General features: G+C 47.8%; 20 protein-coding genes. 6 read left to right on the top strand and 14 right to left on the bottom strand.

From position 1 onward, the window contains the following. Window positions 1-20: 20 nt before the first annotated feature. Complete coding sequence (locus FOA19_RS14370; RefSeq protein ID WP_149091477.1) at window positions 21-764, bottom strand: TapB family protein; 744 nt, start codon at window positions 762-764, stop codon at window positions 21-23. Between the two features lie 161 nt (window positions 765-925). On the opposite strand from FOA19_RS14370, the gene FOA19_RS14365 reads away from it, so the two are divergent. From FOA19_RS14365 to FOA19_RS14355, 3 genes are all read left to right on the top strand, one after another. Then, window positions 926-1,132 (top strand): hypothetical protein, encoded by a 207-nt coding sequence (locus tag FOA19_RS14365; RefSeq protein ID WP_149091476.1) that lies wholly within the window; start codon window positions 926-928, stop codon window positions 1,130-1,132. 3 nt (window positions 1,133-1,135) lie between these two features. Continuing rightward, window positions 1,136-1,489 (top strand): hypothetical protein, encoded by a 354-nt coding sequence (locus tag FOA19_RS14360; protein WP_149091475.1) that lies wholly within the window; start codon window positions 1,136-1,138, stop codon window positions 1,487-1,489. A 204-nt stretch (window positions 1,490-1,693) separates the two neighbouring features. Further along, window positions 1,694-2,326, top strand: coding sequence for a cytochrome c oxidase subunit 3 (locus tag FOA19_RS14355; protein ID WP_149091474.1), 633 nt, complete (start codon window positions 1,694-1,696; stop codon window positions 2,324-2,326). Between the two features lie 173 nt (window positions 2,327-2,499). Here FOA19_RS14355 and FOA19_RS14350 read toward each other — a convergent pair whose 3' ends face one another. From FOA19_RS14350 to FOA19_RS14330, 5 genes are all read right to left on the bottom strand, one after another. After that, on the bottom strand, window positions 2,500-3,387 hold the full coding sequence (locus tag FOA19_RS14350) for a DUF3822 family protein (RefSeq protein WP_149091473.1): 888 nt from the start codon (window positions 3,385-3,387) through the stop codon (window positions 2,500-2,502). Between the two features lie 264 nt (window positions 3,388-3,651). Further along, window positions 3,652-4,788 (bottom strand): FAD-dependent monooxygenase, encoded by a 1,137-nt coding sequence (locus FOA19_RS14345; protein WP_149091472.1) that lies wholly within the window; start codon window positions 4,786-4,788, stop codon window positions 3,652-3,654. A gap of 49 nt (window positions 4,789-4,837) precedes the next feature. After that, window positions 4,838-5,923 carry a 3-oxoacyl-ACP synthase III family protein gene (locus FOA19_RS14340; RefSeq protein ID WP_149091471.1) on the bottom strand — a complete coding sequence of 362 codons (1,086 nt, stop codon included), beginning with the start codon at window positions 5,921-5,923 and terminating at the stop codon, window positions 4,838-4,840. A 696-nt stretch (window positions 5,924-6,619) separates the two neighbouring features. Continuing rightward, the gene (locus FOA19_RS14335) at window positions 6,620-6,967 is read right to left on the bottom strand and encodes an MmcQ/YjbR family DNA-binding protein (RefSeq protein WP_149091470.1); all 348 of its coding nucleotides are present in this window, start codon (window positions 6,965-6,967) and stop codon (window positions 6,620-6,622) included. 79 nt (window positions 6,968-7,046) lie between these two features. Beyond that, entirely contained in the window at window positions 7,047-7,874 is an 828-nt protein-coding gene (locus tag FOA19_RS14330; RefSeq protein ID WP_149091469.1) for an ion transporter, read from the bottom strand. A gap of 251 nt (window positions 7,875-8,125) precedes the next feature. Between FOA19_RS14330 and FOA19_RS14325 the strand changes: the two genes are divergently transcribed. Further along, on the top strand, window positions 8,126-9,964 hold the full coding sequence (locus FOA19_RS14325; protein WP_149091468.1) for a glycoside hydrolase family 10 protein: 1,839 nt from the start codon (window positions 8,126-8,128) through the stop codon (window positions 9,962-9,964). 78 nt (window positions 9,965-10,042) lie between these two features. Here FOA19_RS14325 and FOA19_RS14320 read toward each other — a convergent pair whose 3' ends face one another. The 8 genes from FOA19_RS14320 to FOA19_RS14285 all read right to left on the bottom strand — a co-directional run bounded on the left by FOA19_RS14320 (window position 10,043) and on the right by FOA19_RS14285 (window position 16,886). After that, the gene (locus tag FOA19_RS14320; RefSeq protein WP_149091467.1) at window positions 10,043-10,627 is read right to left on the bottom strand and encodes a c-type cytochrome; all 585 of its coding nucleotides are present in this window, start codon (window positions 10,625-10,627) and stop codon (window positions 10,043-10,045) included. 65 nt (window positions 10,628-10,692) lie between these two features. Continuing rightward, a complete protein-coding gene (locus FOA19_RS14315; protein WP_149091466.1) occupies window positions 10,693-11,127 on the bottom strand; it encodes a hypothetical protein in 435 nt (144 codons plus the stop codon). A gap of 446 nt (window positions 11,128-11,573) precedes the next feature. Continuing rightward, on the bottom strand, window positions 11,574-11,939 hold the full coding sequence (locus FOA19_RS14310; protein WP_149091465.1) for a DUF2200 domain-containing protein: 366 nt from the start codon (window positions 11,937-11,939) through the stop codon (window positions 11,574-11,576). A gap of 250 nt (window positions 11,940-12,189) precedes the next feature. Continuing rightward, window positions 12,190-12,960: a poly(ethylene terephthalate) hydrolase family protein gene (locus FOA19_RS14305; protein WP_223808905.1), complete on the bottom strand. Its 771-nt coding sequence runs from the start codon at window positions 12,958-12,960 to the stop codon at window positions 12,190-12,192. Window positions 12,961-13,269: 309 nt separating this feature from the next. After that, the gene (locus FOA19_RS14300) at window positions 13,270-13,707 is read right to left on the bottom strand and encodes a VOC family protein (RefSeq protein ID WP_149091464.1); all 438 of its coding nucleotides are present in this window, start codon (window positions 13,705-13,707) and stop codon (window positions 13,270-13,272) included. Window positions 13,708-13,796: 89 nt separating this feature from the next. Further along, window positions 13,797-14,039: a hypothetical protein gene (locus FOA19_RS14295; protein WP_149091463.1), complete on the bottom strand. Its 243-nt coding sequence runs from the start codon at window positions 14,037-14,039 to the stop codon at window positions 13,797-13,799. Between the two features lie 277 nt (window positions 14,040-14,316). Further along, the gene (locus FOA19_RS14290) at window positions 14,317-14,688 is read right to left on the bottom strand and encodes a DUF1569 domain-containing protein (protein ID WP_223808904.1); all 372 of its coding nucleotides are present in this window, start codon (window positions 14,686-14,688) and stop codon (window positions 14,317-14,319) included. A 401-nt stretch (window positions 14,689-15,089) separates the two neighbouring features. Then, the gene (locus FOA19_RS14285) at window positions 15,090-16,886 is read right to left on the bottom strand and encodes a class I adenylate-forming enzyme family protein (protein ID WP_149091462.1); all 1,797 of its coding nucleotides are present in this window, start codon (window positions 16,884-16,886) and stop codon (window positions 15,090-15,092) included. 597 nt (window positions 16,887-17,483) lie between these two features. Here FOA19_RS14285 and FOA19_RS14280 point away from each other — a divergent pair. Then, complete coding sequence (locus tag FOA19_RS14280; RefSeq protein WP_149091461.1) at window positions 17,484-18,116, top strand: alpha-ketoglutarate-dependent dioxygenase AlkB; 633 nt, start codon at window positions 17,484-17,486, stop codon at window positions 18,114-18,116. 135 nt (window positions 18,117-18,251) lie between these two features. Then, complete coding sequence (locus FOA19_RS14275) at window positions 18,252-19,451, top strand: porin (protein ID WP_223808903.1); 1,200 nt, start codon at window positions 18,252-18,254, stop codon at window positions 19,449-19,451. Window positions 19,452-19,963: the final 512 nt, after the last annotated feature.

Raw genomic sequence — 19,963 nt, 5'->3', positions numbered from 1 at the left:
AGGTACAAAGACAGAAAGGTTTATTTCTGCAATGCCTGCGCAGCGTTCCGCTTAGAGATGAGCTCCAGGCCTTTGCCTTTCTTCCCGCGCTTGTTGTAGTACTGGCATTTGATGAGGCCGTGCTCTAGGGAGAAATACTCCTCCACCTTGAACACATCGCGCAGGGGCATGCCCATGGCATCTAGATCCACCACGTAGTTGTACGTGATTTTATAGCAGTCAAAGGTGCCGGCTGGGGTGGTCACTTTTTCCATGGCTTCCACGGTGCGGTCTGTTGCAAGCATGGAAATTTGGGTTATATTTACTGAAGAGGAGCGGACCTTGACGCCTAGTTTTCCATCGGGCAATTTCTGGCCTACTTTCATCTGCTGCGGATAGGCAATATCAACGGGGGTGAAGTCAAAATCCTTTCCTTCAAAGGCTTTCATCACCTGTTCCCTGAGCAGCAGCATGGCATCCAAGTAAACGGTATCATTGACGCATCTGATGCGGTACTCCTCAGCGGTCTCGGGCCGGTTAGATTTGTTTCTGCGGGCGGTTTTGAAGGTGGTCACGTAATCGCCCTTCTGGTCAGTTACCTGTTGCACCACTTTGTTGTTGAGGGTACCCTTGTTGTGTCCTTTGTCAGTTACCTGGAAGACGAACTCGGTGTTTTTGGCCATACCCAGGGGTTGCAGGCAATTTTGGGCAAGTACCTGGTGGGGCACCACGCCGGAAGCCAGAAGCCATACCAGGCCTAGCACATAGAAGTAGTTTTTTTTCATAGAGTTTACCCCAAACCAGGGTAGATAGCTGCTATTTATACGTAGTTGCTCCCTGCTTAGATATATTGGACTTTTCAAATTATAATACGGAATGAAACGAGGCGTTTTAAGCTTCGTATTTTTTGTCTTTGTAACCCCATCTGCAAACAAACTTTAAGACTATGGATAACGCTACCCAACCCGTTCAAAAACTCTCTGACCTGGCCGCCCTTCTCCTGGAAAAGCTAAAAGCCAACCAAACAGACATCACCCTGGATTTCCAGGAAATGTCGGTGCAGGGACCAGGCCCCGCGGGCCAGCCCGGCCAATGGAAACTCAACGGCAAACTCACGCTCAAAACGAAATCCACTGGCTCTCAGCAGGCATAACTTATGGATGCATTTCCGTTTGAAATATCGGGTAAACTGGTGCTCACCGTACTGGAAGACCATGTGCTGGTAGTGGCCGAGGAAAATTACGTCATCGTGAATTTCAAAGACCACCCGGCTTTGGAGCGGGTGCTCCAGAATGTATTGCCGCCTTCGGGCCCGGGCAAGAGCAGCGGCGGGTTCGCTTCCAAGATGGAGAAAGCCAAGGAACTGAACGGCTGGATGCTGCGGGCCGGCATAGTGGTGGATGTACGCGTCAACAACAAAACATACGTTGAATTCGGGACCGGGAACATGCCCAGAATAACCGCCAGCGCGGTGTTTGGGCAAGTAGGGTCCTGGTTTAAAAGAAGCTGATCTCCGCTACCTAAACAGCCCTGAATTTAGGCCCAAAATGGATTATTTAATATAAAAATAGGTGGATGCAACGTTCTTGCAGAAAAGTGCATCAAATATGAGAAAACCTGTAAACATTCTATTGATTTTCAAGGTAATACAGAAGAGAAAAGCAAGTGTTTCAAATAGTCTCGTAAGCATGTAGGGCGAATGAACTTTTAAGTCATGAAATCTGAAAATCAAAATAAAATTGGCGCTGGCAAAATGTCCAGTTTTGAGAAGATAGAGAAGGTACCACCCCTCAAAATGCTCCTTTATGTGAGCATGGCCGGGATGGCGATGTTGTTTTTCATGCTCACGGTGATGTTTCTCTACAAAACGGGGGAATCTGTCTCTGCTACTTCCTTTGTCTTACCTAAACTTTTCTCTGTAAGTACTGTCCTGATTCTGATAAGTGGGTTCTTTATGCAGCAGGTGCCTAGTTTTTACTTGCAGGATGACTTGGGGCAAATGAAGAAAGGCCTCATGTGGTCTCTGGTGCTGGGCATGGCCTTTGCCGTGGCGCAGATTGTGGCCTGGTATGAAATGGCCTCGGCCAGGGTTTTCTTTGACGGGCACCCGGCGGGCACTTTCCTGTACCTTCTGTCTGCCCTGCACTTACTGCACATTGCCGGCGGATTGGCGTTTGCCTCTTACCTCTACGTGAAAGTGAATAGAGCCTCTACCGACCCCATCCGGTCGCTCATCTTCAACCGTGACCCTTACCGCCTCATGCAGGTACAGATGCTGCGCAGCTACTGGCAGTTCCTGGATGTGATCTGGATCGCGCTCTTCTTCATCTTCCTGTTTGCGCTGTAATGAAGGAGTGATTTAGAGAATGAGAGAATAAAGTAAAAAATAAAGAGGCGAAGTTGGTAAACTGAATTTACCGGCCTCGCCTCTTTATTTTCATCAGATATTGGTGGATTTTACTTTTTCAGGCCATAAACCTTCACTTCTACCTTCCTTCATTCACTCAATCCCTCATTCTCTCAATCACAAAAGTGAAGGCTGTAGAGGTCAAAGTTGCGGTGGTTGAACAGAGTATCAAAGCGGTAACTGAACCCCACGCCCGTAGGCTTTTTCCCGAACTGCACGTGGCGGATGTAGGTCCGGAGAACCTCATGTAGTTTTGAGTCCAGGAGCAATTCTCCCCAGACGGTTACTTGGTCCTGGTCGGGGTTCATTTTCTTTTCCTGCAGCACAAACAACACGTAGTAGATGAAGTCTTCTGAGGAGGTGAAAAAGAAAGAGTTGCAGAACTCCAGTTTCAGGCCTTGCAGCACCACCAGTGTCACGTAGTTTTTGTCTACGTAGATGAATAGCTGGGGTCGTGAACTGCGCTCCGCCATGTGCAGAATCCCTTCCATCAACGCCGAGGTCTGGTGCACGTACTCCACGGGGCTTCCCTGGAATTGGGCACCTGACCAGGCTTGCAGAGAAGCAGGCACTGTGAACACGTTGATGAGTTCTAACCGAGGGTGCTCATGGTGGTGTACTACCTCCAGATCCGGCTCTACCACGGCGTTCAGCTTCAAATATTCCTCGCGGGCATTCAGGTCAAATAGGGCCTCCGGGATAAGCGTGAATTGCTGATTCTTGATCCCGATGCGCACTTGCTGCCATTTTCTTTCCTCCAGCAGGGGAGTCACGGTGCGGAGCTGTTGCAATTGCGAGATCGCGTTCTCTACCGAGGAAGGACTTTCAGCCTCATAGTCTTCCAAGGCCACGAACTTGTTGCGTTGGGCATCCAGCACCCCCAATCGGATGCGATGGGCCCCGAAACTGATGTATAGGTGGGCGCTGGCACTGGAGCTAGGGTCAAAAGCGTCATCAAGGACGCGTTGCGTCTGTCTGAAAGCCGGCACGGACGTAGTCAAGGGTAAGTATTAGGTGAAAAATGAACTACAATATTACTCAATTTATGCCTACTCCCCATGCAGTGTTGGCAGATTGCTGCGGATTAGCCTCGTTGGGTAAAACGCAAACCTTTGTTGGTGAACCAGATGCCAGGCAAATGAGCCCCGCAAAGGAATACCAGAGGCCCTAATTACAAAAAGTGGCCATCTCCGTTTTCCTTCTGGTTTTGTGAAAATAGGTTCTAAACGTTGACTGCGGTTTTGGCCTTAGTTTAAGAAAGCAGGTCAGAAATCCACCGAGTAGATTTTCTCCAGTTGCTTGTCATTGATCCAGGTGGGCAGGTGGCGCAGCGCAAAATTGCGGGCCTTTATGTACAACTGGTTCTCAGATTGGGCCACTTCGCCCAGGAACCTGGACTGGCGGGTGATCCAATGGGTGCGGGGCATGCGGCGGGCCTCAAAACGCTTGGCTGCCAGATTGAAGTCAAAGTCTTTCTTCAGTTCATCGGCGAAGACAATGGCGTCTTCCACGGCTTGGCAGGCGCCCTGGCCCATGTTGGGGGTGGTGGCGTGCCCGGCATCGCCCAGCAGCAGCACATTTTGGAACGCGAACTGAGGTAGAGGCGCCAAGTCATGGAGATCGTGCCAGAGCAGTTCCTCGGATTTGGTGTGCCGGAACAACGCAGGAATGGGAGCGTGGTAATGCTGGAAATGACGCTGCAGGTCCTCTACCCGCATGGCTTTCATGTTGGGGTCGTTTTCCCGCGCGTTGATGCAGGCAAACCAGTAGATTTTGTTTCCCTTGAGTGGGGTCCAGCCTACGCGGCCTGCCTTCCCCCAGGTCTCAGAAGCGTAAATGCTGTCCAGCCCTGGATTGCCAATGATGGCGCGCCAACAGGTATAGCCCGCGTACCGGGTCACCGACTGCGGCAGCAACTGCTTCCGGATAGCGGAATTGATGCCATCTGACACCAGCAAATGGTCAAAAGTCTCTTGTTTCCCATCCTGAAAATGAACGGTGATTCCGGTAGGGGTAGAAGTGGTGCTGAGGGCGCGTTTGTTAGGGTGCAGATTATGGCCGGGCAATTGGTTTACCAGTACCCGGTGCAGCGACGCCCTGTGAATGACAAAGTTGTCCAGGCCGTATTTTTCGCTGATTCTGCGGCTATCTGTGCGGTTGATAAGGCGGCCGTGCTCGTCAAAGATATGGAATCCGTCCAGGCAGTTGCCCTCGGCAATGACTTCCTCGGCAATCCCGATGCGCTGAAACCCCTTGATGGCATTAGCCGCCAGGGCCAGCCCGGCGCCCACGGGTTCAAACCGGGGCGCGGCGTCAAACACGTGCGTTGTAAGGCCAAGCCGTTGCAAGGCAATCGCTGTCGTCAGCCCGGCAATTCCGCCTCCGATGATTCCGATCTTCATGTGCTCTACTTCTGGTTACTCCGCCTCAAATGTACGCCGCAGGAAGCATTTAAGGAATTCTGTACACCACTGCGTTCGCGTTCATGCCAGCCCCTACGGAGGCGAACACCAGCACTTCGCCGCTTTGGAATACATGGCCGTCCAGTTCTCCGTGCGCCACCAAGTCATAGAGCACCGGCAGCGTGGCCACCGAGTTGTTGCCCAGCGTACCAATGGTCATCGGCATGATGTCTACCGGAATGTTTTCTTCTCCGTACAGTTTGAAGAGCCTTTCCAGCATGGCTTCGTCCATCTTCTCGTTGGCCTGGTGAATGAGCACTTTCTTCACCTCAGCCAGCGAGATATTGGCTTTGTCAAGGCAGTCTTTGATCAGCTGGGGCACGCGCGTTAAGGCGTATTCATAGATCTTGCGGCCATCCATCTTGATGTAGAGGTCCTCGCGGGAAAGGTCTGGGTTGTAAGACGGCGAGGAGTTGAGCCAGAAGGCCTGTGTGATGGTGTCTGACACGGTGAGGTGCTGCAGAATCCCGTGCTTGGCTTCTCCCGGCTGGGCTTCCATGATCACGGCACCGGCCCCGTCTGAGTAGATCATGCTGTCGCGGTCATGCGCATCGGAAACCCGGGACAATGTCTCCGTCCCGATGACCAGCACGCGTTTGGCATCACCGGACTGCAGGTAATAATGGGCTTGGATTACGGCCTGCAACCAACCCGGGCAACCGAAAGGCAGGTCATACGCTACGGTGTAGGGGTTGGCGATCTGGAGTTTGTTTTTGATGCGCGCAGCCAGGGGCGGCATCATGTCTACCCGAAGCGAGCAGGCCTTCACATCCCCGAAATTATGCGCCACAATGATGTAGTCCAGGGTCTCGGGGTCTATGCCGGCATCAGCGATGGCTTCCTGCGCCGCCCTGAAACCCAGGTCTGAGGCCACCATGTCCTCAGAGGCGTACCTTCTCTCTTTGATACCGGTGATCTGGGTGAATTTCTGGATGATGACCTCGTTGGAATTAGGCAGTTTTTTACCCGAAGCATCAAAGAATACATTCTCCAGAAAATCTTCATTGGGTACTACTTTGGCAGGCAGGAATCTTCCGGAGCCGGTGATGACAGTAGAAAGCGTATGGGGCAACATAAAGGGTGGTATGGCAAGTGGTTAAGGGCAGCGGCAGGATTCCAGGCAATCGGGGGGAGTAGCCTGAAGGGGTGTTCCCGCCCAGCTGGTGGGAAGAAGAAGCCCGCTTGTGGTCCGCCGCTTAGTCAAGGTGCAGATTATTTTCCGAAAACAAAATAAGCCCGCAACAGAAAAATGAAGGAAAGTTGGTTTACAAGCTGGTAGACAGGTTTTTGCCTTGTTTTAAGAAATTGCCGCGAAAACGTTGGCGTAGGCATTACTACGGACAGTTGACCTAAAAACCAAGTAGAAGTACTCGCCATAATAGGCAGGACAGAGCACCATCAGGCTACTACTCAAAGATAAGTTTCCAACCGCCGAACAGCACGAAAAGCCAAATCAAGCCCTTGATCAGGAAGAACAGGAAGCCTGCAATGCCTATCCGTTTTAAGCCTTTTTTCCAGTTTGACATCTTTCTAAAATAAGCATTATACGATAAAACGCCCGTCCAAAGCTAACCAGATGGAACGTGTTTTAAAGCCAATTTACCTAAAACAGTTCAAAAACTGAAACAGCCTGGCCAAAGCCCCTTAACGCGGAAAAGTCAGAAATTATTCTTCCAAGCTTTGGCTAATCCTTATAGGAAAGCGGATCATCGCCACCTGAAAGGCTGGCCTACCAAAACTATAGGATTGCTCTGGACTGTTCAAGATTTGGCTACAACAAGCCTGCCGTTTTCAGGTCCTTCTTGGAAAGCTTGCTTTTCTTGAGTTCATAGGATTGCCTGATCTGGGCTTCCAATCGGTTTTTCTCCAGGGCGAAGGGATTTTCCAGGAGGACCCATTTGTAGCGGGCCAGGTAGGGGGCCGGAATAATGCCGGGAAGGGCGATCAGTTCTTCAAATTCCTGGTCCAGCACCTGCATGGAGAACGTGAAAGGCGGTTCCATGCTGGCCACGCAAAACATCTTGCCACCCACCAAAAAACAAAGGTCGTGGCCCCATTTGATGTCTTCGGTCACCGCCGGCAAGGAAAGGCAAAGTGCCCGTAATGATTCAAGGTTCATGTAATAGCTTCAAGTAAAGTGCCGAAAGATAAGCTTGTTTTAAGCCACTTTTACTAAAAACAGCCTTAAAAGGGGAAGCTTACTTCATGCGCACCAGGGCCTGCCCGCAGTTGGAGCAGTAGTTGTCGGTTTTGTTTACTTCCCGGGAGCAGTTGTCGCAGGTGAGGGGAGGGCCCACGGAAAGAGCACCGGGAACTTTCGCCTTGGAAAGCTCCACGGTCACTATACCCGTGGGGACGGCAATGATGGCGTAGCCCATCAGCATCACCAAAGAGGAAATCACCTGCCCGAAGGCCGTCTTCGGGGTGATGTCTCCGTAACCTACCGTAGTGATGGTCACAATGGCCCAATAGATGCTCTGCGGAATGCTCGTAAACCCGTTTTCTTCCCCTTCCACCACGTAAATCACCGTCCCGATGACCAGCACCAGGGCACAGACGGTGAGGATGAAAACCGTAATCTTCTGCAGACTGGCAGACAGCGCACTCTTGATGAGCTGAGCGTTCTCCACGTAGCTGGTGAGCTTTAGAATACGGAAAACGCGCAGTAAACGCAGAATCCTGATGGCCATGATGTACCGGAGGCTGGGGATGAAGAAAGCCAGGTACGTGGGAATGACGGAAAGAAAATCAATGATCCCGAAGAAGCTGAACATGTACTTCAGCGGTCTGGGATTGCTGTAAACTCGGAGAAAGTACTCCAGGGTAAAAGCCGCGGTGAAGACCAACTCCAAAATCCTGAAGTACTCATTGAACAGCTTCCGGTAAGAAGGAACACTCTCCAGGCAAACTATGAGGGTAGAAAGCAGAATCATCCAGAGCAGGACTACGTCAAACCGTCTACCGGCGGGCGTGTCTGTGCCATGGATGATGATGTAGATCTTTTTCCTCAGCGCGGCATTTCCCATACATGATTCTTTTGATACCCTGGCGAAGAATAAAAATGAAGGACCAATACTACATAGAAAATACGGCAGCGTGGCGCGTTGGACCTCATTTATTTCCTAAGGAAGGCATGATGTTGGTTTCTACGGCAAGCTTCTGAAAAGGGGTGAGTGCCCCTAAAAATAGTGAGAGGTCCTGTATTTAACTCCCTTATCCTTACCTTTGTAGAACCATCTCCAGAATCTAAGCCCTGTTTCCTCACTTTTCACCGCTTATGCTGAAGCACCTTTGCCGTCTCCTTGCACTTGCCTTTCTTCTCTGTTTTCAAACCGTTTCTGCCCAGGAACTGCCTAACCGCGAGTTCAGGGGGGTATGGGTGGCCACCGTGGCCAACCTGGACTGGCCCGTGCGAGGCACCTCTGCTGAGAGCCAGAAAGCAGCACTCCGGAATATGTTTGACAAGATAAAGGAAGCCAACCTTAACGTGGTCTTCTTTCAGATAAGAACCGAGTGCGATGCCTTTTACCGCTCCAGCCAGGAGCCCTGGTCCAGGTTTCTGACGGGGACGCAGGGCAAAGACCCCGGCTATGACCCTTTGGCCTTCGCCATTGAAGAGGCCCACGCCCGCGGCCTGGAACTGCACGCCTGGTTCAACCCGTACCGGGTGAGCACCGTGCCCAACCCGGCGGTGTACAATGCCCAGCACGTTTCCAAGTCCCGGCCTGAGTGGCTCCTGAGTTTCTCTAACGGCAAGAAAATCCTGAATCCGGGCTTGCCCGAAGTGCGCCAGTACATTGCCTCGCTGATCAAGGAAGTGACGCAGAACTACGCTATTGACGGCGTCCATTTTGATGATTACTTCTACCCGTATCCCGAAGGCACCTTCAACGGCATCTCCAACGAAGACGCGCAGACATTCCAGCAGTACGGTTCTGGCTTTGCCAACATCAAAGACTGGCGCCGCCACAACGTGAACGAGACCCTGCGCCTGGTGAATGCCCAGATCAAAGAAACCAAGCCCCAGGTACGGTTTGGCGTGAGCCCCTTCGGGATCTGGAAAAACAACGAGCCTGCCGGGGTCTTCGGCATGGATGCCTACAACGCCATCTACGCCGATGCCGTCTATTGGCTGGACAACCATTATGTAGACTACCTCACGCCCCAGCTCTACTGGGCCATTGGCGGCCGCCAGGATTACCGCAAACTGCTGTACTGGTGGTCAGACAAAGCGGCCAATGCCTCGCGGCATCTGTACCCGGGCCACATTGTGCAGCAAACGGGCTTCACCCCAGAAGAAGTGCCGCACCAGATTGAGATCTCGCGCTCTAACCAGGAGAAAAACGCGTTGGGAAGTGTGATCTTCCGGGCCGCCAATATCCTCAACAACTCCAACCTCATTGCCACCTCCTTCAAAGCGGCCACGTTCCGGTTACCGGCGGCTCCACCTGCCATGCCCTGGATGTCGGGCAAAGCGCCGGCGGCCCCCTCCGGACTTACCGTAACCCTGAACGAAGCCACGGGTAACTATGAGGTGCGCTGGTCCAGAAATCCGTTGAATACGCACGCCTTTAAACGTTACCTGGTGTATACCACCGCCTCCATGCCAGCTACCGGCGCGCTCATTCCAGACGGTTCTGTGCGGGCATTCACCACCTCTGAGTCTGTGACCATTGCCGCGGCCGAGGTTCCTGCGCCTACTGCTTTCTGGACCGTCACAGAGCTGAGCCCCGCCAACCAGGAGAGTGAGTTGAGCAACGTTGCCATGGTAGGAAACACCGTGCCGGTGCTGGCCCAGCAGGAGAAACCGATTTTAACGGTAGACCAGTTAGGGCTTGGCAATGGGGGAACCCCGGAAACTGTACCTTCTCCCGGTGCGCCTATTTCTTCCACCTCCAACAACGTCTATGTCACCATCAACCTGAAGAAAAAATCTGGGGTGAAGGCTGACCTCTACACCATGGACCGCAAAAAGAAAACCCGCGTTTTGAAAGAGAAATACAAAGCCGGTAACCACACCTTGTCTATCCCGAGAGGCAAAATGGCGCCCGGCACTTACATGCTGGTTTTGGAGTACGCTGGCCAGCGAAGCGTGCAGAAAGTGGTGTTTGAGTAAGGTTTTTTGCTTTTTAGCCCCAAAACAGAGAAAGCTTGCCTAAGGGTAAGCTTTCTCTGTTTTGGGGGGAGAGGTATGTTAATTCTTTGCCAGGGTTTTAGTCTTCTCCGGGAGAGAGGGTTTCAGAACAAACGCCCGGGCAAATTTACCAAGCAAGGTGAATTCATGGTCTGGCACTTTGTTTTCTATCGGCTTCACGGATCTCAGGTAAGAGATCACCGCGGTAAGTTCTTCGTCATTCATGTTCTGGCCTTGCATAAACGGCAGTACTGCCTCGCCGTTCTTTTTTACCCCGTACCGCAGCACGCGGGCAATCTCTGCATCGGTCATGCTGCCTATGCCGGTTTTCACGTCAGGGGTGAGGTTGGTGGTGAAGATCGTCCCGAAGGGCGTTTCCACTTTCTTGTTCCCAGCTAGCGACGGCTCCTGGCCCATCTTCAGCACCGAGTCTACGTTCTGCACGGGGCTATGGCATTGCACGCATCCATGCGTGACCATCACCAGGTTCTTCCCGCGTTCAATCATTACCAGGTCTTTAGAAGCCGTGATAGCAGGGTAGGGCGCTTCGTAGGTAAGGTGCTGCCGTAACATGGTGGCTACGGAAACTCCGGCAATCAAGACCAACAAGAATAAGCTGGTAAACTTAATAATTTTACGAGCCATTATATGTAAGAGGAGGTAGGCTGTGGAATGGACTTATGAATAAGGTATGTGGGGATTATTTAGGTTTAGCGCGCAACGGACTTGTAACTTCTTAGGAGCAGGAATCCCACTACGGAGAAAAACAACACGGCCAATCCGATGGGAGCCTCTTGTTGGGCATACCAGAGGTTGCTATTCTTGATCAGCGGTTCAACCAGGAAAGGCGCCACTATCTTCGCGAAAAGCAAAAACAAGCCAAAAACCACTACCGGTGAAAGAAGTGTCGCCAGTACTCTTACCCAAATTGCCTGGTGGACACTCAGCCGATAACCTACGCCGGTCGATCCTATAGCCAGCAGGATAATCCCCACCTTCATCAGGAAGGCCGCGGCGCCGGTGTCAATGATTCTACCATCCGTGGAAATAATAACCCCTAGTTTGATGGTCCAGGCCAAGGCGCCGCCAATCAGCAATAGGGCTGCTACCCGGGTCCAATTTGAGAAAAGTGCTTTTACTTGCATATCCGTAGGTTTTAGGAAGTACTAAGGGTTTCTTTTTAGACCGGTAAAATCAATTGGTTCATGACTGACTTTGGGCAAGAGTACATATCGGGAAAGGAAGGCTTTATGCAGAAGGGCTTGTCAACCTGATTAGCTGATGCACCTTTTTAAAAAGAGGACAGTCCGTGATGCGCTTCTACTTTGGCCTTCTTATCAGGAGGACAGCTTGAAAACAGGTTTCCACTATTAGAGACTACTGTTTTTTATATTCGCCAGCATTTCAGGCCCATTTTGCTGAAAACAGGCCGGAAACGAAGAACCACTTTCGCAGCACGGCCCAAGCATTTTTGTGCTTGGGCCGTGCTGCTTTATATTGAATTGTAAAAGGTTGATTTACTTATAGGATGACTTCTGTCTTATTTATAGGATTGAATACTAGAAAAACGCTTACCTAGCACCTATTGCAATTATCCCTGCCGCAGAATCTTTTCCAGCTTTTTTCCTTTTGCTAGTTCGTCTACCAACTTGTCCAGGTACCTGACTTGCTTGGTTAAAGGATTGTCAATTTCTTCAATCTTATAGCCGCAGATGGTGCCAGCGATCAGGTGGGCGTTAGGGTTCAGGTTGGCATCCCGAAAGAAGGTCTTGAACGTCACTTTCTCGTTTACCAGTTCCTGCAGCTTTTGGTCATCAAACCCCGTGAGCCAGGTAATGACCTGATGCAGTTCTTCTTTGGTGCGGCCTTTGCGCTCCACTTTGGTGACATAGTGCGGGTAGACCGAGGAGAAGGTCATGCTGGCCATCCTGGCATCGTGTTCGGGGGTAGGTTTCATGCTCGTCCAATCTTTTCAGTTTCCTTTCAGCTGGTGTTTGGGCTATAAATCTAATTACAGCGTGTTAATTTTGACGTCTATAGATTTATGATATTGCACTTTCAAGAATTTGCGATGCCCATAAGGTGGGGTTTTGGTGTCAGTAGATTTAATGGGAGAGCTCCAGCTAGCCATTGTTTCTATAGAAGATCGAGTTTTATGGGATGCACGTAATCTCCAGCACACACAGCAGCATCAGGATGTTAGCCGCTCAACGCATGTTCTTTTTCTCAACCGTCCATCCTGGTAATTGTGAAAGCCCCGGTGGGTTGCCAGTAAATAGTTTGCCTGCTTCTTGGTCTCCTTTCAACTGCCATTTGTACCAGGCCGTTGCTACTCGGGAAAAATCACCCCCGTGTGGTTGGGCGTAAGTACCGCCATGCCCCACATTAAGGTTGCCTACCAAAACAGGCACATGGTTAATCTGCTTAAAATCATCCATGCCATTGTTATAGGCAATATCAGAAGGGCCGCCCAACAGGTACAGAGTAGGAGTGTGTATTTTCTTGAGTTGCTCTTTTGTTATCCTGGGCAGCACGGGCATTCCCTCTATTGGTTGGTTAAAAATCCCACTGTTAAATACGCCAATAGTGCTGATTCTAGGATCACCAGCAACCTCCAGCGTTTGCAAACCACCGCAGGACATCCCGCTGACGGCAATTTTAGTGATGTCTAATTTCCTGTAATAAGGGCTTTTTTTATCCTTGTTCTGCGCAATGGCCCAATCCACAGCATCTACCAAAAGAGATGCTTTGGATGGATCTCTTACTTTATCGCTAGAGTCCTTGGGCATTGTTCCAATGGCAATGACAAGAAAGCCGTGAGAGGCTACCTCGTTTAAAAAATTCACATGCTCCCAGGGCGAGTTAAAACAGCCGCCATTCCCCCAAGCAATAATGGGCATCTTGTCCTTTTTGCCAAAAAGACTCATATTCTTTGGCCGAAAGATGGTGTGCGTGGGTAGTGCGGCTTCTGTCATCATGACGGCCCTGTACTTTCCTGTACCTCCGTCTTCCACCATTCGTGAGTTGACCTGTTGCGAAAATGAATTGAAGGAAGCAAAAAGAAGCACCAAATAGAAAGGGACAAGGCAAGGTCTCATTTTTGAACGCATATTAAGATAGGAGGGATAATTGAAGCTAACGGTTTGCAGCTCCTCCCAGGCAGTGATTTATTATACTGAACCTCTTAAGAAGCATAGAACCTCTAATTTTGTACTCACTTGTCCTAAACGAGGTACGAAAACCCGCTTGCGGGTAGGTGCGGTTAGCGGTTCCTTGTTTTACTTCAATTACATTGGCCCTATTTCATTTGGGTCAAAGTCCACCATCCATTCAATGCCATATTTGTCTCTAAACATACCAAAATAAGAACCCCAAGGACTGTCAGTAATAGGCATTTCAATTTGGCCGCCTGTTGAAAGCCCATGAAACAGTTTGTCTGCTTCTTCTTTGCTTTCGGCACTTATAGAGATTTTGCTTCTATTTTCGTTTTCGTTTGTACGTCCCAGTATTTCAGGTACATCATTAGCCATTAAAACACTTTTACCGATTGGTAAAGCAATGTGCATGATTTTATTCGCTTCATGATCTGCTACTGGAAATTCAGCACTAGCTAAGTCTTTGAAACGCATTATTCTCGCGAACTCTCCGCCAAATACTGACCTGTAAAAGTTAAATGCTTCCTCTGCATTGCCGTTGAAATTAATGTGTGGGTTGATATTTGCCATAGTTATTATAATTATTAAATTCTTTTATTTTATCTCATTCATCACACTCAAAACCCAAAGCTTTCATTAGTCTTGGTTTTAAATATATTTTATCTAAGTGATTTGGCTAGTTTTATGTAGTGTATTTTTTTAGTAAAATCGATACACTCTTCTATGGCTCTTTTTAGAAAGTATCTTTCATTGTGAGCTACTCCATTTCCCCATTCTGCTTGTTGAATTGCAATCAAGATTTCTTTTTCAAGGTCTGACCTTATTTCAACTTCCTTTCTGTTTAGCAGAAGGCTTCCTGGCCGGGGAAGGTAGTCAAATCTTTTTAAAGCTACTTTCTGCACAAACTCAATTTCGCAAGTTTGAGAATTTTGGTCTTGCAGAACCAGAGTTACCGTTCCTCCGTCCATCCAAAGATGAACATCTTCAATAATTAGCTTTTCTGTGAAATTGAACCCTTATATATTTCTTTAATCACAAACATTTTGCGGCTTTCTGTCAGGCGGAGCTTTTCAGCACTATCATTCAAATGAAGCCGAAAGCTCAATTTCAAGAAAAACAGTCAAACAATGAATCTCACCCCCACTTGCAGCAAGCCGATGTTAGCTGGCCGTAGTTTGGTTATATACCAAATTGTTTCAGATGATGGTCAGAATGCTTAAATACTAAAATGCCAATCTGTTCCTTAGTCATTTTTCCAAAAAAATCATGTATGAATTCTGGGTTATCATAATTTTCATAAGCCTTCGTTAATGAAATCCATTTCAATTTCTCTGCTTCCAAGTCTCCAATTTTAACTTTCACTTTGAATTGGGAGGAAGTAGGAATATTCTTATCTAAAGGTTTCTCATCCTTTATCATCTTTCTCAATGCCGTCTTCCCAAATATTTTACCCAGAAAAACTTGCTTATAGGTATGTTTATCCTCTCCCAAAATCCAAGCGTTCCAATAAGTATTGTGCTTTACCATTTGAAAAACCCCATTTTGCCCCATTGAGCCATGCTATAAGTATTTAGCAAATTGATTCTGTCAATAAGTCCATCTCTGGTTGGTTTGTCAAAGATTGTCTTCATGCTTCTTGATAGCTTTTTATAGATTGATGCAAGCTCCTAGGCGTAATAACCTATGTGACTATTATTTTCTAGGCAAATTACGGACAATATAAAGGAAGCGAAGGGGTGTTCATTTGACAAAATCAGGGGGTGAATGCGACAGCAGTCCCCCTTTTTCTATATTTAATGTGTGTTGTTTGACAAATACCGTAACAAGCAGATGTACGTGAACATACGGTTATTTGCACTATGTACAAAAGTGTCAGAACCTGGTTTTGAATAGCGAGGTTAATTTTAAAGCAGTAAATAGGTCGCTTCCATCGGATGAAATTTCATTAAAAATCATTTCATCATTTGCTCACTTCTATTCCGGAATACTCTTTTTAATGTTTTTCCAGTCACGCCAATGGGAAACTCAGACCACTCCATGATTTCACAGCGACATAATTTTTCTTTTCCTTCTAGCATCTGATTGAATTCATGTAGAAGGAGACTATTGCTTATACTATTTTTCACTTTAAGTGCTGCAGCCACCGAAGGCAGATAGGTGCCGTCTGGTTGCTGGTGAGCATATACACAAACATCAAAGACAGCAGGATGCTTGTGTAATTTTTCTTCAATAGGCAGACTGTACACCTCTCCATCGCTGGTATGAATGACATCTACTAACCGGTCTAATTGGATAAGATGTCCATCTTTGTTCAAACGGACTACATCTCCGGTAAAAAACCAATTGCCATGGATAGCCTGATACGTTAATGCAGGATTGTTCCAATAACCCGCAAACACAGTTTTTCCTTTTACCTCCAGTTTACCAACTTCTCCTCTTTTTACTTTCTCTCCGTTTTCCTTCACAATTCTTATTTTGGGGCCAAAAGGAGTGGAGCCAATCCGTCCTATTCTGCGGTCAAATGTATTTGTGTACCTGGTGAAATACCTGATGACAGAGGGGGTGCCTACCTCACTGGATCCCTGTGCATCTAAAAAAATAGAACCTTTCAAGGGAATACCAAATGCTTTAAATGCATTCCCGATAGAGACAAACTTACGCTGAATCACCTCATGGCTAGCATCAGCCGTAGAGCCCCAAATCCGCATGGCACTTAAGTCATACTTTTCTGCTGGGACTTCTTTAAGTTGGGTGTAGGTAACAGGGAATCCAAAATACCCTGTAAACTTCCCGTCGGCCAAGGCTCGCATTACTTCCTCTGCATTAAAATCAAGATGGTCATAGCTACTGCTCCAATGGGCAGGGAATCCTAGCAGAAGCAGGCTGTTAAACGAAAGTATGACCGCCTGATGATTATTGGGTAAAGCTCCAAACCCTTTATCCCAGGTGCGGGACAGGTGCACATAACAAAGCCATCCGCGGACGGCATGAGCCTGAGGTCCATTTTTTAGAATAACCGCTTTGGGGAAACCTGTTGTCCCGGATGAATGAACCAGGTACAAGGGATCATCCTTTCCCCTGGGAACAGCCGGACTTTCTTTTTGAACAGACAAAAGCGCCTCCTCTAACCAGTAGATCTGAATATCAGGATAGCTACGCGCCATTTGCTCCTCTAATGCAGTAACCTCGATCTCTGATTTTAGGGCTCTTTTTTCTGCAATGATTAGCTTCCTGCAGCATCCAAAATCTATGCCGCTTTGTAGGAACTTGAGGATTGCCGCGCTATCAGTAATGAGGATAGTTGCAGATAAATTAGCCAAATAGGGATCAAAATCATTAATGGAGAGCTTTCCATTTACCGGACATGCAATACCCCCGGCCCGGATAATGGAAATCGTAAAAAGATGAATATCAAAATGGTTCTGCTTAAAGATGGCGACGCGCTCGCCATACTGGAGATTGAATTGGTGCTGTAGGAGGGAGGCCAGCATCCCTGCAGTGGATTGAATACGTTTCGCGCTCCAGGCCAATGGGTCTATATACCGAGTTTTGAGGGCTTCAATCTCCCAATGGCAGGGTATGTCTATCGTGAAGATAGGCCTTTCCCGATACTTTTTTGCTGCTCTATCAGGAATCAACTCCAGAGAAATAGGGCCTAGCGCAAGCGGAAGACGTTGATGAAGGCCTATCCGGATGGCTACAAAAACCAGGTAACCTATGATAATAGCTAGAAGAAGGTATATGATCATTTTCTTTCAAGAAAGAAGTTGCAAGGGTTACATATGGTAACGGAAGCTACACAGGATAAAGAGCAAACATGATGTGCTGGACAAGAGCATCAAAGTCCTTCCGTGCATCTAATATGATAATAACTCCCTTCTTTTCCGGATGGAATTTTGATCGTGTGCTTTTTGTGACCTATACCAGTTTACTTTTTGATTAAGTCAATCTTTCCTTCAGCTATATAGAATTGGATGCCTGCCCATTTTTCTATTTGCATTCAGGTGTCTAATACAAACGCTAACACATTGCTGTCAGGTGTGGCATTGGCAGCAGTGCAGTTGAGAAAAGATAATTAGATGCCTTAAAGCCTTCAGAACTAGGCAGAGGATAGGTGTAACTAAAGCTTATGAGGTGCTATGATGGAGGTTGCTGATGAGCGAACGCGTAAGGAATGTGGAAGAATAAATGGGATTAACTCGGCTGATTCCGTAACGTCCGCGAACCAGGGAGCCACTGTTGTTTCCTGCTTAAGATTAGTGTAAACCAATCTCAACTTAACTTAATAGCAACCGTTACCTAAATCTTTAACAGATAACCTTTTAGTCAAGAGCACCTTCAATGATATGAGAGTAGAGACAGCTGTACCAGGATTGCTACTATACCATGATTTTATCAGTGAATCAATGGAGGAGGAACTGATAAAGGAAATTGACAACCAAATATGGGTGGTTGATTACGACAGGAGGTTGCAATATTATGGGTACAGAAATGAATTGGAATCTCCCTATAATCTAGTCGAATTTCCAATTCCTATGCCCCCGCTGATTCATAAAGTGTCAGAACAAATCACGGAACAGGGGATTGTTTCTCTCAAACCAGACCAGGTCATCATCAATGAGTACTTTCCGGGAGAGGGGCTTAGACCTCATAAGGACAGAAACTACTTCGAAAATCAGATCTGTGGGGTCAACCTGGGAAGTGGTTGCATCATGAAATTCATCCATATCAAAAATAAAGACGTGGTAGATGTGGAGGTTCCCAGACGTTCAGTGTATGTAATGCAGGATGATGCCAGGTATAAGTGGAATCACTCCATCCCTTCCAGAAAAAAAGATGTGGTTGACGGAAACGTGAAGCATAGGGAAAGAAGGCTCTCTATCACGTACCGCAAAGTGATCATGAAGAAAGTAAAACCCATCAGCCCTGAAGGGAAAGTAGCGAAGATGTTACACGAACAATTCAATAGAACAACCTAGTTTTTGCTTCCGTACGTGTTGAACGAAAGCAGTTAAAACCAAAAGCTTCTCAGCCTGACTACCTGATGAGCTTTCCTGCGCTATAGGGCTTTACCAGAATACAAGGCTTATTTCTCACCTAAACCTTTTCATACTGTGACTATAAAGCTCACCAGAGTAGTATGTCTGCTCTCTATGGCCTTGTTCTTTGTGTATGATGCGCAGGCCCAAAGTCTAAACAAAACAAAGTTTGGGAAAGGACTTCAGTTCGTAGCAGAAGATTCTTCCTTCAGTTTAAAATTCGGGATACGGTTCCAGACGCTTTACCAAGGCGTGCATACCAGAGGTACCAAGGGCTGGGATGATCGTTTCCTGATACGAAGAGCCCGTCTTAAGTTTGATGGCTTCGCCTTCACGCCCAGGCTGGTATACAAAATTGAGCTGGGCTTAAGCAACAGCGATATAGGTGCCGGTGGTGGGGGAGACATCAGCCAGACCAATGATGCCGATAACATTATTCTTGATGCCGTAGCGAAGTACCAGCTAACCCCAACGCTGTGGGTATGGGTTGGTCAGACAAAGTTGCCTGGAAACCGTGAGCGTGTCATCTCCTCCCAAAAGCTCCAGTTTGTAGACAGAAGTTTGCTGAATGCGCAAATCAATCTTGACCGCGATGCCGGTTTCCAGTTACGCCATGAACATGCCCTTGGAACCGTATTGTTGCGCGAAATGGCATCCATATCCATGGGTGAGGGCCGTGATATAACTGTAAATAATGCCGGAGGGTATGACTATACCGGACGTGTAGAAATATTGCCCCTTGGCGAATTCAAAGGGGACGGAGATTATGTGGGAGGCGATATTGAACGGGAAGAAACCCCAAAACTAGCCTTGGCCGTGTCTTATGATTTTAACAATAATGCCTCTCGTTCACGTGGACAGTTAGGGAGCTTTCTAAGTGGTCAGCGCAATTTGAGTACCTGGTTTGCAGATGCTATGTTTAAGTACAAAGGTTTCTCGGCCATGGGTGAGTACGCAGACCGTAAAGTACCCAATGGAACTCCTGTAATTAGTTACAAACCCGATGGTACCGTAGACGAAACATTTGTGACAGGTAAAGCCCTTAACTTACAAGCTGGCTATCTGCTTCCATCCGACTGGGAGCTGGCAGGCCGCTACTCTATCTTCGATCCTACTGCTGTCACCGGGATAGGTGCGCAAAAACAATACACCGCCGGAGTATCAAAATACATTGTAGACCACAGCCTGAAGGTGCAGAGCGATCTAACCCTGATCAAAGAGCAGGGCAGAAACGACAGAATACAATTCAGGATGCAAATGGATATCGCCCTTTAACAGCAGTTTCTTTTAAAAAAGTAACCGGTATTATTAACAAGAAGCAGCTGGCAGAGTAAAACCATACAACTCTTTTCTGTTTTTGACTTAATTTTCAGAAAATAGCCCGAAAACAACAATACTTCTACTGATAAAGTATTTACTATTTTAACTCTGCTTATCTCTCATTCTCCTCTTATAAAACCAATAAATGAAAGGTGTCCAAAACATCCATGCTCCTACTGTGGTAACGATGATTCGCCCAGCTTGACCGATTGGTCCCGGTTGCCACCCATGTATATCACCAGTGAGTAAGACATATACTATGAATCCTGGTATGGAAGGCAATATCAGTAGTCCAACAAATCCACTGTCACTATGGTGAGTTTCTAGAATATCACCCGTGGTCGTAAGAATTGCCAAGATTATTAAAGTTGCAGTGGCGATAATCCAGAAGCCGCTTTTTGTTTTCCCCGTCATGCTCTAAGCTTTGTCGAATTGCAGAACTTCCTTATACGTGAGTTAGCGATAAT

Source organism: Rufibacter hautae (assembly GCF_008271695.1).
GTDB classification, from domain to species: domain Bacteria; phylum Bacteroidota; class Bacteroidia; order Cytophagales; family Hymenobacteraceae; genus Nibribacter; species Nibribacter hautae.
Note: the sequence above shows the minus strand (reverse complement) of the source record. Positions and strands in the feature narration are given on the sequence as shown.

Coding starts and splice junctions, on each gene's coding strand:
- FOA19_RS14280 (WP_149091461.1), top strand. CDS start 17,484: ATGAGAGTAGAGACAGCTGTACCAGGATTGCTACTATACCATGATTTT.
- FOA19_RS14300 (WP_149091464.1), bottom strand. CDS start 13,707: ATGGCAAATATCAACCCACACATTAATTTCAACGGCAATGCAGAGGAA.
- FOA19_RS14290 (WP_223808904.1), bottom strand. CDS start 14,688: ATGGGGCAAAATGGGGTTTTTCAAATGGTAAAGCACAATACTTATTGG.
- FOA19_RS14320 (WP_149091467.1), bottom strand. CDS start 10,627: ATGGCTCGTAAAATTATTAAGTTTACCAGCTTATTCTTGTTGGTCTTG.
- FOA19_RS14360 (WP_149091475.1), top strand. CDS start 1,136: ATGGATGCATTTCCGTTTGAAATATCGGGTAAACTGGTGCTCACCGTA.
- FOA19_RS14330 (WP_149091469.1), bottom strand. CDS start 7,874: ATGGGAAATGCCGCGCTGAGGAAAAAGATCTACATCATCATCCATGGC.
- FOA19_RS14310 (WP_149091465.1), bottom strand. CDS start 11,939: ATGAAACCTACCCCCGAACACGATGCCAGGATGGCCAGCATGACCTTC.
- FOA19_RS14305 (WP_223808905.1), bottom strand. CDS start 12,960: ATGATGACAGAAGCCGCACTACCCACGCACACCATCTTTCGGCCAAAG.
- FOA19_RS14365 (WP_149091476.1), top strand. CDS start 926: ATGGATAACGCTACCCAACCCGTTCAAAAACTCTCTGACCTGGCCGCC.
- FOA19_RS14325 (WP_149091468.1), top strand. CDS start 8,126: ATGCTGAAGCACCTTTGCCGTCTCCTTGCACTTGCCTTTCTTCTCTGT.
- FOA19_RS14345 (WP_149091472.1), bottom strand. CDS start 4,788: ATGAAGATCGGAATCATCGGAGGCGGAATTGCCGGGCTGACGACAGCG.
- FOA19_RS14335 (WP_149091470.1), bottom strand. CDS start 6,967: ATGAACCTTGAATCATTACGGGCACTTTGCCTTTCCTTGCCGGCGGTG.
- FOA19_RS14285 (WP_149091462.1), bottom strand. CDS start 16,886: ATGATCATATACCTTCTTCTAGCTATTATCATAGGTTACCTGGTTTTT.
- FOA19_RS14340 (WP_149091471.1), bottom strand. CDS start 5,923: ATGTTGCCCCATACGCTTTCTACTGTCATCACCGGCTCCGGAAGATTC.
- FOA19_RS14315 (WP_149091466.1), bottom strand. CDS start 11,127: ATGCAAGTAAAAGCACTTTTCTCAAATTGGACCCGGGTAGCAGCCCTA.
- FOA19_RS14355 (WP_149091474.1), top strand. CDS start 1,694: ATGAAATCTGAAAATCAAAATAAAATTGGCGCTGGCAAAATGTCCAGT.
- FOA19_RS14370 (WP_149091477.1), bottom strand. CDS start 764: ATGAAAAAAAACTACTTCTATGTGCTAGGCCTGGTATGGCTTCTGGCT.